At 60.3% G+C, this 13916-nt stretch carries 13 protein-coding genes; 7 read left to right on the top strand and 6 right to left on the bottom strand.

What is annotated here, in order from left to right:
• Nucleotides 1-126 precede the first annotated feature (126 nt).
• Nucleotides 127-915, bottom strand: coding sequence for a TIM barrel protein (locus PSH64_RS15625; RefSeq protein ID WP_305477753.1), 789 nt, complete (start codon nt 913-915; stop codon nt 127-129).
• Nucleotides 912-1934 carry a Gfo/Idh/MocA family oxidoreductase gene (locus PSH64_RS15620; RefSeq protein WP_305477752.1) on the bottom strand — a complete coding sequence of 341 codons (1023 nt, stop codon included), beginning with the start codon at nt 1932-1934 and terminating at the stop codon, nt 912-914. The genes PSH64_RS15625 and PSH64_RS15620 overlap by 4 nt, the downstream gene beginning before the upstream one ends.
• A gap of 193 nt (nt 1935-2127) precedes the next feature.
• Here PSH64_RS15620 and PSH64_RS15615 point away from each other — a divergent pair, with 193 nt between their 5' ends.
• Nucleotides 2128-4143 (top strand): sigma-54-dependent Fis family transcriptional regulator, encoded by a 2016-nt coding sequence (locus PSH64_RS15615; protein ID WP_305477751.1) that lies wholly within the window; start codon nt 2128-2130, stop codon nt 4141-4143.
• A gap of 177 nt (nt 4144-4320) precedes the next feature.
• Here PSH64_RS15615 and PSH64_RS15610 read toward each other — a convergent pair whose 3' ends face one another.
• Nucleotides 4321-5382: a substrate-binding domain-containing protein gene (locus PSH64_RS15610; protein ID WP_305477750.1), complete on the bottom strand. Its 1062-nt coding sequence runs from the start codon at nt 5380-5382 to the stop codon at nt 4321-4323.
• Nucleotides 5383-5565: 183 nt separating this feature from the next.
• On the opposite strand from PSH64_RS15610, the gene PSH64_RS15605 reads away from it, so the two are divergent.
• From PSH64_RS15605 to PSH64_RS15590, 4 genes are all read left to right on the top strand, one after another.
• Nucleotides 5566-6678, top strand: a complete 1113-nt coding sequence (locus tag PSH64_RS15605) for a fatty acid desaturase family protein (RefSeq protein ID WP_305477749.1) — start codon at nt 5566-5568, stop codon at nt 6676-6678.
• 146 nt (nt 6679-6824) lie between these two features.
• Entirely contained in the window at nt 6825-7145 is a 321-nt protein-coding gene (locus tag PSH64_RS15600; protein ID WP_081361822.1) for a MocE family 2Fe-2S type ferredoxin, read from the top strand.
• A gap of 18 nt (nt 7146-7163) precedes the next feature.
• Nucleotides 7164-8405 (top strand): NAD(P)/FAD-dependent oxidoreductase, encoded by a 1242-nt coding sequence (locus tag PSH64_RS15595; RefSeq protein WP_305477748.1) that lies wholly within the window; start codon nt 7164-7166, stop codon nt 8403-8405.
• 1 nt (nt 8406) lies between these two features.
• Entirely contained in the window at nt 8407-9255 is an 849-nt protein-coding gene (locus PSH64_RS15590; protein ID WP_305477747.1) for a sugar phosphate isomerase/epimerase, read from the top strand.
• Between the two features lie 117 nt (nt 9256-9372).
• Here the strand turns inward: PSH64_RS15590 and PSH64_RS15585 are convergent, their stop codons facing one another.
• Nucleotides 9373-10611, bottom strand: a complete 1239-nt coding sequence (locus tag PSH64_RS15585; protein WP_305477746.1) for an SGNH/GDSL hydrolase family protein — start codon at nt 10609-10611, stop codon at nt 9373-9375.
• 105 nt (nt 10612-10716) lie between these two features.
• On the opposite strand from PSH64_RS15585, the gene PSH64_RS15580 reads away from it, so the two are divergent.
• Together PSH64_RS15580 and PSH64_RS15575 are read left to right on the top strand one after the other, a co-directional pair.
• Nucleotides 10717-11622: a LysR family transcriptional regulator gene (locus PSH64_RS15580; protein ID WP_305477745.1), complete on the top strand. Its 906-nt coding sequence runs from the start codon at nt 10717-10719 to the stop codon at nt 11620-11622.
• Nucleotides 11623-11669: 47 nt separating this feature from the next.
• Nucleotides 11670-12701 (top strand): helix-turn-helix domain-containing GNAT family N-acetyltransferase, encoded by a 1032-nt coding sequence (locus PSH64_RS15575; RefSeq protein WP_086944893.1) that lies wholly within the window; start codon nt 11670-11672, stop codon nt 12699-12701.
• Here the strand turns inward: PSH64_RS15575 and mug are convergent.
• Both mug and PSH64_RS15565 read right to left on the bottom strand, forming a co-directional pair.
• Complete coding sequence (gene mug, locus PSH64_RS15570) at nt 12613-13152, bottom strand: G/U mismatch-specific DNA glycosylase (protein WP_305477744.1); 540 nt, start codon at nt 13150-13152, stop codon at nt 12613-12615. The two genes, PSH64_RS15575 and mug, sit on opposite strands and share 89 nt — an antisense overlap.
• An 8-nt stretch (nt 13153-13160) precedes the next feature.
• Nucleotides 13161-13787, bottom strand: a complete 627-nt coding sequence (locus PSH64_RS15565; protein ID WP_305477743.1) for a TetR/AcrR family transcriptional regulator — start codon at nt 13785-13787, stop codon at nt 13161-13163.
• Nucleotides 13788-13916: the final 129 nt, after the last annotated feature.

Below are 13916 nucleotides of genomic sequence, written 5' to 3'. Positions count from 1 at the left end.
CTGCGCAGCAGTCGTCAAACCAGAAGTCGCGGTGCGTCAGGCACACCGCGTCAGCCGGATTCACGACGGCTTCGCCGTCGAACGCAGCCTCGCAGGCTCGGCAGCTGCTACAAAGAGAGCGACATTTCAATCAAGTGTGAAGGCTTGCCGAAAACGCTCAAGTGCCACTTCGCTGTCACCGCTGGCCCAGCCCTCGAGCCCGACGACACCGGTGTATCCCATGCGGAACAAGGCCTTGGCAATGGTCGGATAATGGATTTCACCGGTGCCGGGCTCCATGCGGCCGGGGACATCGGCCACCTGGATTTCGCCGATGGCGCTGCCGGCGCGCTGGATCAGTTCGATCAGGTTTCCTTCGCCGATCTGGGCGTGATAAAGGTCCAGGTTCATCTTCAAATGCGGGCTGCCCACGGCCTCGATCAGCGCCAGGGTATCGTCGGCACGAGCGAAGGGCGTGCCGGGGTGGTCCACCTCGGTATTGAGGTTTTCCAGCAGGAATACCCGGCCGGCGTCTTCACCCAGGCGGGCGATCTTTTCCAGGGTCTTGCAGGCACTCAACCACATGCGTCCCGTGGTGTGGGCCACGGGTTTGACCGGCAGGCCCTTGTCGCCCAGGCCAGTGCCATGCAGGTTGAGGCTCGGACAATTCAGCTGTGCGGCCACGGCCAGCGATTCCCGTGCACTGTCGAGCAGGTGCTGGATGCCTTCGGCGTCGGTGAGGTTGCCCGAGATGTAGCCGGTCATGGAGGTGAAGTCAGCGCCGGTGGCGACCAGGGCCGGAATGTCTTTCTGGGTCCAGTCCCAAATTTCGGCGCTGAAACCCAGCGCGTGAATCCGTTTGACGCGTTCGGTGAACGGCAGGTCGAGGAACACCATCTCGGCACTGATCGCCAGTTTGAACGGGATGAAACTCATGAACGGGCTCCTTGCACGCGCACCGCTTTGCCCTGTTGGACGGACTCGATACACGCGCGGGCAATGGCCAGTGCCGCCCGGGCATCTTCACCGCTGGCCAGTGGTTTTTCACCGGTGCGCAGGCAGTCGACAAAATGATTGAGCTCGGCCACATAGGCATCCCGCAGCAGGTCGGTGTCCATGCGTTGGGTGTCGGCCTGGATGCCATTGGCCAAGTAGCGCAGCAGGTCCGAGTCATTGAGGCTGCCCATGGTCAGCATGCCGGCGCTGCCGAACACTTCCCCCCGAACATCGTAGCCATAAACGGCCTGGAAATTGGCCTCGGCGGTGGCGATGGCGCCGTTGTCAAAACGGATCGTGCCCACAGCGGTGTCCAGAAACCCTTTGCTCTTGTAGTCCGGTGCAATCAGCGCATCGGCCATGACATAAACTTCGACCGCTTCGGCGCCGGGGTTGAGGTAGCGCAAGGTATCGAAGTCATGGATCAGGGTTTCGAGAAAAATCACCCACTGCGGCGAAGCGGCCGGATTGTTCAGCGCCGGATCGCGGGTCAGCGAGCGCAGCAGTTGCGGCGTACCGATACGGCCGGCGACCACGTCCAGATGGGCGGCGCGAAAGCTTTTGGCAAAACGACGATTGAAGCCGACCTGCAACGGCACACGGGCATCGGCGGCTGCAGCGATGGCGCGGTCGGCCTCGTCGAGGGTGATGGCCATGGGTTTTTCACAGAACACCCCTTTGCCGGCCCGGGCCGCACTGATCACCAGTTCGGCATGGCTGCGGGCGGGGGCGGCGATCAGGACGCCATCGATTTCCGGGTCATCGAGCAGTTGCTGTGGATCGGTATAGATTTTCTGCACACCCAACTCTGCCGCCAGCCGGGCGGCCTGGCCGGGGGTAGGGTCGGCGATGGCAGCCAGGCAGGCACCGGGAATGTGCCGGGCGGCGGTCTGGCCGTGAAAGCTGCCCATGCGGCCGGCACCGATGAGGCCCAGGCGGATGATCTTGGACGTACTCATGAATTGACTCCCTTTTATTGTTGTTCAATGACTTGGCCGCAGGAATGTCCTCGCTGGCATAACCCTTGGAGCAAGCGCTGTGCCAATATTTAAGTCATTGATAATTAATGGTTTAATCAATATTTTCTGAAAGAAGTGTTCATTCGCAGGACATGTCTACACTGACATGTCAAAAACATGAACATGGAAGCGGATGTCGATGATGGTCAACCCACAGGTAACAGCCTTCAGCGCGCAAGACCTCGATTACATCACCGCTCTCGGCCCTGCCTCGTTGAACGACGGCCCGATCGCCGCGCTGGAGCAGGCTTGGCTGGACTGCCTGAAAGGGCACACCGATCGACCTGTCGGGGTCAGGCAGGTGATTTGGGATTCCTGGCGGCGCAGCGTCGGCACCGGCCTCGATCCCGAGGATGGCGAATACCGGTTTGTTGCTCCTACCGTTCTGGCCGCGACGCTGGCGGCCAATCGCACGTTGATTGCAGCGGCGGCGCAGGTCATGGGGGGATTGCTGGCCTACAACCCCAGGGGCCATATCAACCTGACCGATGCTCAAGGCACGACCCTGTATTTCTGCGGCCTGGACCTCACGCCGGTGGGCAGCCGGTTGCTGGAGTCGGTGCAGGGCACCAACTGCACGGGGCTGGCGCTTGCTGAAGATCGCTTGGTGTATGTGCTGGCCGAGGAAAACTTCGCCAGCGGCTTGCGTCGACGGCGCATGCACTGCGCCGCCGCGCCGATCAGGGATGCGCAGGGCAGGACGCTCGCCATGCTGACCCTGACCGCTGAGCCGGGCTGGTTTCATTTTCATACGCTGGGCACCGTCCAGGCCGCAGCCGAAGCGGTCTCGCGGCAGATGGCGCTGCAAGCCCTGCTGGAAGAGCAACAAACCGTGCTTGAAGTGCTCAACGAAGGGCTTGTGGTGCTGGATGAGCAGGGCTGCATCAAGGCGCTCAACCGTTATGCCCGGCAATTGTTCCGCGTGGGCCAGGATCTGCTCGGCAGCCCGTTCCAGCGTCTGGGGCAAAGCGAACTGACCAACCAGATTCTGCTGCGCGGCGGGGAAGGGCTACGGGATTTGGATTGCACGTTTGAGCTGCATGATCGCAGCCACTTGGCGTGTCTGGTGTCGGTATGCCCATTGGAGCAGGGTGGGCGGATTGTTTCGTTGCGCGAGAACCGGCGCATCCGCGAAATTACGCGCCGGGTCATCGGCACTCAAGCCAGCTACACCTTCGAGACCATTCAAGGTAATTCGCGAGCGATACAGGACGCCTTGCACCTGGGACGGATCGCCAGTCGCAGTGAATCGACCACGCTGATCCTGGGTGAGAGCGGTACCGGCAAGGAGCTGTTCGCCCAGGCGATCCATAACGCCAGCGAGCGTTGCGACGGTCCTTTCGTGGCGGTCAATTGCGGGGCGATTCCACGGGATCTGGTGCAGAGCGAACTGTTTGGTCATGTCGAGGGCGCCTTCACCGGATCGGCCCGTGGCGGATCTGCCGGGAAGTTTGAGTTAGCCGATGGCGGAACGATCTTCCTCGACGAAATCGGTGACATGTCTTTCGATGCCCAGGTCAGCCTGCTGCGCGTCTTGCAGGAAGGCGAGGTGACGCGCGTGGGGGCGAAAAAGTCGCAGCAGGTGGATGTGCGCATCATCGCCGCCACCCACCGCAACCTGAGCCAGGCGGTGGCCGATGGCGCTTTCCGTGAGGATCTTTACTATCGGCTCAACGTCCTGAACCTGACGGTTCCGCCGCTGCGGATGCGCCGGGAAGATGTGCCCTTGCTGGCGCGACATTTTCTCGGTCGTTGCGCCCGCTCGCTGCGAAAATCGGTGCAGGGCATCTCGCCTGAGGCGCTGGATATTCTTTCGGCCTACAGCTGGCCAGGTAATGTTCGGGAGCTTGAAAACACCATCGAGCGCGCAACCAATCTGGCGATGACCGAACTGATCCAGCCAGGTGATCTTCCACTTGAAATCAAGCAAAGGCTGCGGCCATCGGTGCCGGGAAGTGTGCCCGAACCTCGGGCTGCACTGGACCTTGGCACCCATGAAATGAACGCGATCATCGCCGCCCTCAGGGATGCCCGAGGCAACATCCGCCTGGCTGCCCGGCAGCTGAACGTTTCTCGTGGCGGGCTGTACAACAAGATGAATCGGTTCGGGCTGAGTGCCGATGCTTTTCGTGCGAGCACCGACCTCTGATGGGTAATGCTGTTCACTTAAGCCGTAATGCGATCTGTAGCAGCTGCCGAGCTTGCGAGGCTGCGTTCGGCTGCGCAGCAGTCGTAAAACCAGAACTCGCGGTGTGTCAGGCATACCGCGTCAGCTGGATTCACGACTGCTGCGCAGCCGAACGCAGCCTCGCAGGCTCGACAGCTGCTACCAGCGAACGCAGCCTCGAGCGTTCTCTGAGGTAATGATCTGCAACGGAATATGCACCCGATGCCGGAGCGGATCGAAGTCCGGTGCGGTCTGCAACTCGATCAGTAGTTCGATCAATGCGGCCGCCAGCAATCGCGGCTGAGAGTCGATGACCAGGTCGATCAACCCTTGATCCAGGGCTTGTCGCGACAGCTCGGTCGACTCCTGCAGGATGCAACACAGCGACGGCCGTTTCGGCAGCTGTGACAGGGCCCGGATGATGCCATCGCCGCCACCGCCGACCACGCACAGCCCCCGCAAATCGGCATGGCGCGCGATGAGTTCCAGCGTCGCCTCTTCGGTGACATCGCAGTTGTCCAGGTTGATCACCGCTTCGAGTAGCCGCAACCCCGGTGCGCGCTCCGCCAGGTAACTGTGCAGCCCCTCGACCCGAGCCTGATGACCAAGAAAACGATGGCCGCCGAGCAATACGCCGATGCTGCCCTTGCGTGCGCCGCAGGTGTGAGCCAGCAGCCAACCCATGGTGCGCCCGACCTCATGATTATCCTGACCGATGTAAGGTTCTTCTGCCGCCTCATGAATGTCCGATAGCAGGGCGATCACCGGCACGCCTGCGGCTCTGATCTGCGCGATGGCGGCATTGATCAGCGGGTGAGCGAAGCTGACCACCGCCAGGCCATCACACTGCACGGCCAGTTGTTCGATCTGGGCAATGATCGCGCTGGGTGTGCGATCGAAGACGTATTCGAACTGGCAGCTCAGGTTGGCCCCGCCCTGACGTTGCGCTGCCTCGGTGATGGCGGCGGCAACGTTGGCATAGAACGCCTGGGCGGTACCGAGCAACAGGATGCCGAATCGATAGCTGGGACGACGTTCGCGAATGCGCTGGCCGATCAGCCGGGCGGCGAAATAACCGACGGCTTCGGCGGCCTGGAACACCTGCTCGGCGGTGGCCGGGCTGACCGGAGCCCGGGCGTTGAGCACCCGGTCCACGGTGGCGACACTCAAGCGAGCGTGCTCGGCAACGGTGGCGATGGTGGGGCGTTTTTTGTCGTTCATGGTGGGCCCTTGAGTCGCTTTGATAGAAAACTATCAAGCTGCAATGGGCCTGGATGATAGCTTGATAGGGAATGTATTCAAGGGATTGAGGGTGGTTTGTGCGCTCTCTATATTTTCTCCAGCGATGCCATCCCGCATCGAAAGCAAGTGCTTAAAACCATCAAGCTTGCGGAGAACAATAAAATGCCCGAACACAACGCAGCCTTTGAAAAAACCGATAAACCCGTGCCAAGGGATTATCGATTGACCGGTCCCGAAGCCGCCCGAGCGGCGCAAAAAGGTTTGGTATCGGCAACGTGGTACCAATCGCCCATCTCCCGCAAACGCATGAAAGAATTGATGCAGCGTCGCGATGGCCCGGCCCTGCGCGATACCGCCATCTGGCTGTCGGCGATGGTCGTCACCGGCTTCGGCGGCTACTGGTTCTGGGGCTCCTGGGCCTGTGTTCCATTTTTCTTCGCCTATGGACTGCTCTACGGCACAGCGTCCAATGCCCGTTGGCACGAAACGGGTCATGGTACGGCGTTCAAGACCCGCTGGATGAATGATGCGGTCTATCAGCTGTCGAGCTTCATGTTCATGTTCGAACCCCAGGTCTGGCGCTGGAGCCATGCGCGGCATCACACCGACACCATCATCGTCGGTCGCGATCCGGAAATCGTCGAGCCGCGTCCACCGAGCCTGATCATGATGGTGCTGAGCCTGTTCAGAATGCCTTACGCGTTGAAGACGATGGGGTCAGTTTGCCGGCATGCAGTAGCGCGGATGGGTGAAGAAGAGCGGACCTTCATCCCTGAATCCGAATGGCCCAAAGTGGCGAGAGACGCGCGCGTCTGGCTGGCCATCTATGGGCTTACCGTGGGTACTGCACTTTATCTGCAGAGCTGGTTGCCGCTGATGTTTATCGGCCTGCCGACCCTCTATGGCGGTTGGCTGTCTTACCTGTTCGGCCTTTCGCAGCATGTCGGCCTGGCGGAAGACGTACTCGACCACCGCAGCAACTGCCGCACGATTTACATGAACCGACTGCTGCGTTTCCTGTACCTCGACATGAACTATCACCTGGAACATCACATGTATCCGATGGTGCCTTTTCATGCGCTGGCGCAGCTTCACGAAGAGATCCGCCACGACTGCCCGCCGCCTTACGGCAGCCTGTCCGAGGCCTTCAAGGAAATCATCCCGACTATCTGGAAGCAGCGCAAAGACCCGAACCATTTCGTCTGTCGTCCTTTGCCACAAAGCACCAAACCCGCCGCAACTGTCCGGGCACAACCTGAAGCAATGCCGGGCTGATATCCAATAGGCACACCCCCTGTGGGAGCGGGCTTGCTCGCGAAGACGGCGTCACAGTCAATATCGATGTCGCCTGATACACCGCTTTCGCGAGCAAGCCCGCTCCCACATGACACCCTGTCTGTACCACTACCAGAGAAAACGCCATGACCGATCAATGGATCGATGTATGTGCCGTGGGCGATATCAATGAAGAAGACGTCATTCGTTTCGACCATGGCCAGCACACCTATGCCGTGTACCGCTCCGCCGACAGCGAGTTTTTCGCCACCGCGGGCCTGTGCACCCATGAGTCCATCCACCTGGCCGATGGCCTGGTGATGGAGCACGTTATCGAGTGCCCCAAGCACAACGGGCGTTTCGACTACCGCTCCGGCAAAGCCCTCGGCGCACCGGTGTGCGTCAACCTCAAGACCTATGAAGTCCGGGTCGAGGCGGGGCGTGTCTTGCTCGCCATCACGGTTTAACTGCACGGAGTCTGTGCCATGAGTCCTGCCAATGCTCCACTGGTCATTGTTGGCGCCGGGCATGCCGGTGGCCGCGCGGCCCTGACCCTGCGCGACGAAGGTTATAGCGGTCGCCTGATCCTGATAGGCGACGAGTTTCACCCGCCTTATGAACGTCCGCCGCTGTCCAAAGGGTTGCTGCAGGGCACGGTCGATCTGGCGGGCTACAGCCTGTGCAATAGCGCTCGGCTCGCTGAACTGGGCATCGAGCACCTGGCCGGTAACCCGGTAAAAGGCCTGGACCCGCAACGGCATCGTCTGCAATTGGCCGACGGCAGCTGGCTGCATTACGCCCGGCTGTTACTGGCGACGGGAGGGTGCTCGCGCAAGCTTGCCTGTGTGCCCGAGCATCTGCGCAATGTGCTTTATCTGCGTAGCCATGACGAGGCGCTGGCACTGCGCGCTTCGTTGCGGCCCGACACCCGACTGGTGATCATCGGCGGCGGCTTCATCGGCCTCGAAGTCGCAGCCAGCGCCCGAGCCTTGGGCTGCGCGGTGACCTTGCTCGAAGCCGGGCCGCGCCTGGCGGGACGGGTGTTGCCGGAACGGTTGTCCAGCGTTCTGTTGGAATTGCATCGCAGCCAGGGCGTGGATGTCCGGTTGAACGTGGCCATTGAAGCAGTGCAGGGCACTACTCATGTTGAATCCGTGCAACTGGTCGACGGCCAACTGCTGCCCTGTGATCTGGTGGTGGTGGGTATCGGCATGCAACCCAACACCGAGTTGGCCATGGCCGCCGGGCTTGAGGTCGGCCAGGGCATCCGTGTCGATGCGCAACTGCGCACCAGCGCGCCGGACATCTTTGCGGCGGGGGATGTCTGTGAGTTTCGGCTGCACCCGCAAGGGGTTTTCCAGCGTCAGGAAACCTGGCGCAACGCCGAAACCCAGGGCCGTCACGCCGCCCTGAATCTGCTGGGCGGCGAGTTGCCCTTCGAAGTCATTCCCGGTTTCTGGTCCGACCAGTACGACTGGGGATTGCAGACCGTGGGTGTGATCGCAAACACAGAACCCACGGCGAGCCGGACAACCCCGGGCGGCGGTTTCCTGTTGTTCTACCTCGATGACGAACAACGTCTGCAAGGTGCTTGCGGCTGGGGCCAGGGCAATAGCGTCGCCAAGGACATCAAGTTGTGCGAACGGCTGATCGCTTCGCATAACCCCCTCTCGGTAGAGGCTCTGGCCGACGCCGAAGTATCGCTCAAACAACTGCTGAGGAACTGACATGCGTGAATTCCTGGTCTTCCAGTCCCTTTGGGCCATGCAAGATCACCATGGCCAATGCGAGCTTGCGCTGGAAGCGCAACTGGAGAAAATCGCCGCCGCCGGTTTCGACGGAATCACTGACCATTTCTGGGTGGCAAACCATGCCGCACGCTTGCATGCCGCCGCCAAGGCGCAGGGCCTGCAAATCGAAGGTCAGGTGTTCCCCCGCACCGTGGATGATCTGGCGGCAGCGATCGACGTCGCGTCCCGCTACGGCTGCCACCATCTCACCCTGCAAGCCGATGTCCGGCCGCGCACGCTGGCGCAAGCCATCCAGTTGATCGAGGGGTGGCAGCGACTGGCCGAGCAGGTGGACTTTCCGATCCTGCTGGAAACCCACCGTTATCGCCTCACCAGTGATCTGCTGTTCACCCTCGACATTCTCGCTGAAATGCCCGATCTCAAACTGTTGGCCGACTTGTCCCACTATGTCGTGGGCCGCGAACTGCCGGAGCCGGCCGCGGCTGTAGACGACGAACAGATCCAGACCATCCTGCGCCACAGTTGGGGTTTTCACGGCCGTGTCGCCAACAGCGAACAGGTCCAGGTGCCTTTGAGTTTCGCCCAGCATCGACCTTGGCTGGAGCGTTTCCTGGGCTGGTGGCGCTATGGGATCGAGGACTGGCTGGCCCGACCGGACACGCTCACCAGCCTGTCCTTCACCTGTGAACTCGGCCCGCCACCCTATGCCATCACCGGGGCTGACGGACGCGACATCACCGATCGCTGGGCCGAGGCGTTGATGCTTAAGGAATTGATGCGTCAGGTTTGGAGTGATTGCCGGGGGCGACCTCGCGATGGCCTCTGATCGAGACACATACGGAGCTGTTCATTCGTATGAGCCAGGCCAAGGGCGGATACGACTCCGTTGTTCCACCCTTCCTGTGTCTCCGCCCGGGTTGCGGGTGCAGCTGGTTCTGAGCGGCTATATAAGCGTTTTCAGGTCGATCTCCTCGGCCATCGCCTTGTTGCCGGTATCGCCGGGATGCAAGTGGTCGCCGGAGTCGACAGTCGGCAGTAAGCGACTTGGGTGTTCAGGGTCGCGGGTCATTAGATCGAAGTCGATCACGGCATCGAATGCGTGGCTGGTCCGTATCCAGTCATTAATGGCCTGGCGCAGTTGTTCTTTCTCGGCGCTGTGATAATTCTTCACGATCGTTCCATCCAGGGCGCCTTCGACCGGCATCAGGGTTGTTCCAATGATGCGAATGTTGTTCCGGCGCGCTTGATCGATCAGTTGCCGATAGCCCGCAATCAACTGTTCCTTGGCTGGCAGGCGTTCGTTCGGTGCGAAGGAGGAGCCCGGCCAACTGATGTCATTGATGCCGAGCATCACAATCACCGTTTTTACTCCGGGCTTGCCCAGCACATCGCGCTTGAAACGCGCCAGTGCGCTGACACCCATGCCATCTTCGAGCAGGCGAGCCCCGGATATCCCGGCGTTGAGCACCGCGAGCCTCTGCGCGGCCAAGCGTTGAGCGAGGAAGTCCGGCCAGCGTCGATTGCTGTCCAGGGTCGAGCCATTGCCATCGGTAATCGAGTCTCCGAGCACCACCAAGGCATGGGTGTCGAGCGGTGCATCCACCAGGATGTCGCTGAGAAACAGCCGCGCTTCCACCTGTTCGCTGCCTTCCAGTCGTTGAGTGTCGACGTGATTGCCGGGGGTGATAAATGCGGTTTGTTTGCCATCCCAATGGAAGGTGGTCAGCGGTGTGTGCTGCGGCAGATAAAGAGAGATCGCAAGTTCACTGAGTGCCGGAACTGCCAGTTCCATCGGGTCGCTGACTCGTGTTTCGCCCGCAGCGAGGGTGAGCTGCTCCTGACTGCCGAATGTTAGGGTGTGCCCGGAACCGGCACGAATGTGATCGGCGCCCTCCAGCAAGGCGATACGCGCGGCACCGATGACCAGCGGTTGCTTGCCGTATTCGTTGGAAACCACCACCCGTACGCGGCTTCCGCCGCTGCTGATGCGCACCTTCTGATGAAGGGTGCTGTCGGTCAGCGCTTCAGGGATGCGCGTGGGCAGCGGCAGTTCGTTGCCCCAGGTGGGTTGAGGGCTGGCCGTCCAGGTGGTGACCCAATTTTCCGCCGCCATGACAGGGCTTGCGGCAAGCAGGGCAATCAAAGCGAGAGGCAGTGGGATTCTCGAGTGAAAGGCTTTCATCCAGGTATCTCCTTGGGTGGGGTTCAAGAAGGCCAGATTGTTCTATTCAAAATACGTGTGGTAGAAGGGTTAACCGCATACAGCCCATTCCTGAATCGAATACCCATGGACAGTCTTAAAGCAATGCACTGTTTCGTCCGCGCCGTTGAGCTCGGAAGCCTGTCGTCAGCCGCCCGTGAATTGGGCAGCACTCAGCCCACTGTCAGCAAACTGGTCGCCGCCCTGGAAAAACAATTGGGGGCCCGTCTGCTGATTCGAGGTACTTCCGGGCTGATACCTACCGAGCCGGGAAAGCGTTTTTACGAGCGTGCCAAAGGCGTGCTGGAGGAGTACGGCGAGGCCGTTGCGGATGTGCGCGGTCTGACCGAACGCCCCGAAGGGTTTCTGCGCGTCAACGTGCCGGTCAGCCTCGGTGTGTTGCGTTTGAATGCGTTGCTGTTGTCGTTCATGGCGCAGTACCCGGCCATTGAAGTGGAGCTGATCCTCAATGATCGTTTCGTCGACCTCACTGAAGAAAACGTTGACCTGGCCCTGCGCCTGGGGGGCAGCTTGCCGCCGAACGCTATCGCCCGACGCATAGCGACTTCACCGCGTTATCTGGTGGCCGCGCCTGAATACCTGCGCAACCATTCCCCATTGAACAGCCCGGCGGACTTGAGCGAGCACAACTTCCTGCGTTTTGCGTGGTTGACCGCGGGCGACCGTCTGGAGCTCAACGGCCCCCATGGTGAGCAAATCAGTGTCACGACTCAGGGGCGCTATCGAACCAACAGCTCATTGGCCATTCGCGACGGTCTTCTGCAGGGTGCGGGGCTGTGTATCACGCCGGCCTGGCTGGTCAGCGATCTGCTTGAAAACGGGCAGTTGGTCCGGGTGCTGCCCGACTGGAGCGGCCCACCGAACGACGCTTTTCTGATCTATCCCGAACGCCGCTACCGCCCGCTGCGCACGCGTTTATTGATGCAGTATCTGGCCGAACGGGTAGGGCAGTTGCCTGGTTTCTTGCCTTGACGGAGCACCCTTGATTTGACGGGTATTTGGTTGTGTTATACAACTAAATGCACATTCTGTTCGAGGTGCTTGCCGTGACCCGTACCCAGTCAGACCTGATCAACCAAGTCCGTTCAGCATCGCGCCTCATGGTGCGCGAGTTGGGGTTCATGCAAACCACGCTGGCGGCGACGGACTATTCGCCTTCGTTTGTTCACACGATCGTGGAGATTGGAGATCGGGGGGCGCTGACAGCAGGGGAACTTGTGGAACTGCTCGGCCTGGAAAAATCCACCGTGAGCCGGATGGTGCGCAAGCTCATTGAGGCCGGCGAGATCGAAGAAATTCCACACGAGGAGGATGCGCGCTCCAAGAAACTGCGACTCACGGCACAGGGCAAGAAAACCCTGCGAGCCATTGATTCGTTCGCCAGGCAACAGGTGGACGCTGCCTTGGTTTATCTGACGAATGAGCAACAACAAGCGGTGAGTGAGGGCATCGCCAACTATGCCGGCGCACTGCAAGCTCATCGACTCGGTACAGCGCCGCAGCCACCCGCGCAGCTGGAGATCGCTCGGGGCTACCGGCCCGGAATCATCGGCCGCATGGTGCAAATGCATGCCGACTACTACGCACGGCATTCGAATTTCGGCCAGCCATTCGAAAGCCTGGTTGCATCGGACATGGCGGAGTTGATGGGGCGTTTGCACAATCCACGCAACGAAGTTTGGGTGGCGTTGGATGGCCAGCGAATTGTCGGTTCCATCGCCATAGACGGTGAAGGCGAGGGCGGCGAAGCGATTCTGCGCTGTTTCATTCTGGATGACTCGGCGCGAGGCAAAGGCGCAGGCAAACGCTTGTTGGCTGAAGCCATGAAATTCTGTGACGAACAGGGCTTTTGCGCGACGCGGTTGTGGACGTTCAAAGGCCTGGATGTGGCTCGCAAACTGTATGAAGACTTTGGCTTCAAGTTGGAGCAGGAGCAGGAGGGCCAGCAGTGGGGCGCAACGGTTATCGAACAGTGTTTTGTTCGACCTGGTCCGGTTGCTGGGCCGCTAAATGGAGTTGGCGATACGCATCCACCAATTGATCTTGCGTGAATGCGCGATTTCGCCCGCTGGGATTGGGCAGGACCCAGACCGAGGCATTGCCGAAGATCTTGGACTGAAGCCCCCACGCAATTTCCCGTTGACCGGATAACGCGCTGTACGCAGCTTTGCCGAGAAACGCCACAAAGCGTGGCGCATAGCGTGCGATCTTTTGTTCAAAATCCGCGGCGGCAGCGGTGAATTCATGCACGGACAGCTGATCCGCTCGCGCCGTAGGCCGTTCAACCACTGCGGTTAATCCACATTGATATTGCAAGATCGTCCGGTCGTTTTCCGGGTGCACCTCAGTAGGCGTAAAACCGGCGAGATGGAGTGTGCGCCAGAAACGATTGCCTCGACCCGCAAAATGATGACCTTGGGCGGCGGCAGTCACGCCCGGATTAATGCCACAAAAAATCACCGCAAGTCGTTCGGTGAGAATGTCTTCGAGTCCTTCAGCCACCCTGCACCTCATACACCGCACATTACGTTGACCGCATTGCGCACAAGCTCCGTCAATTCCGTTCGGGATTTGCCCGCCCGCGCCCGTATCGAAATGCTATGCAACAGGGATGATGCGAGTACGGCGAGGGCGGCTGGGTCGACATCGTCTTTCAACTCACCGGCGCTGACTGCCGCGCGCAGACGCGTTTCGAGATCGGCATCAAGCCGGCTGAGCCGGTCCGCAAGAACCTCTCGTATTGCAGAATCCTCGACGGCTTCGGTCGTCGCCGTGCCGATCGCAAAGCAGCCACGCGGTTGCCCCTCACCCGAGAAGTAGATCGACAACTGCCCCTCATAGAAGCCCAGCAGCGCCTGCTTCAATGTCAGGTTTTTGTCCATAAGCGCTTCCTGCATGGCCGCGGAGGCAGATTCCCAATACTGCTCGAGCGCCTTGATGTAGAGCGCGTGCTTGTCACCGAATGCCGCATAGAGGCTGGGGCGATTCATGCCGGCCGCGGTGGCGATGCTGTCCAGGGAGGCGCCGGAATATCCGGTGTTCCAGAAAACCCCGAGTGCCTGTTGCAGCGCTGTCTGCGGGTCATATGCGCGGGGGCGGCCTCGGCCTTTGCCCTCTGTAATCTTTTTTTGTGCCATGTCGTACAAAATCCTTGTGTGGGGATGGACTGCTCTATATTCTTACATCATCGCACAAAATTAAGGAACCAGAAGTTCCTGAACGTCAGGTTTGTTGTAGCTGAGCTCGAACTGGGTGTTGCGGCGACG

The organism is Pseudomonas sp. FP1742 (assembly GCF_030687145.1).
Classification (GTDB): Bacteria; Pseudomonadota; Gammaproteobacteria; order Pseudomonadales; family Pseudomonadaceae; genus Aquipseudomonas; species Aquipseudomonas frederiksbergensis_D.
Note: the sequence above shows the minus strand (reverse complement) of the source record. Positions and strands in the feature narration are given on the sequence as shown.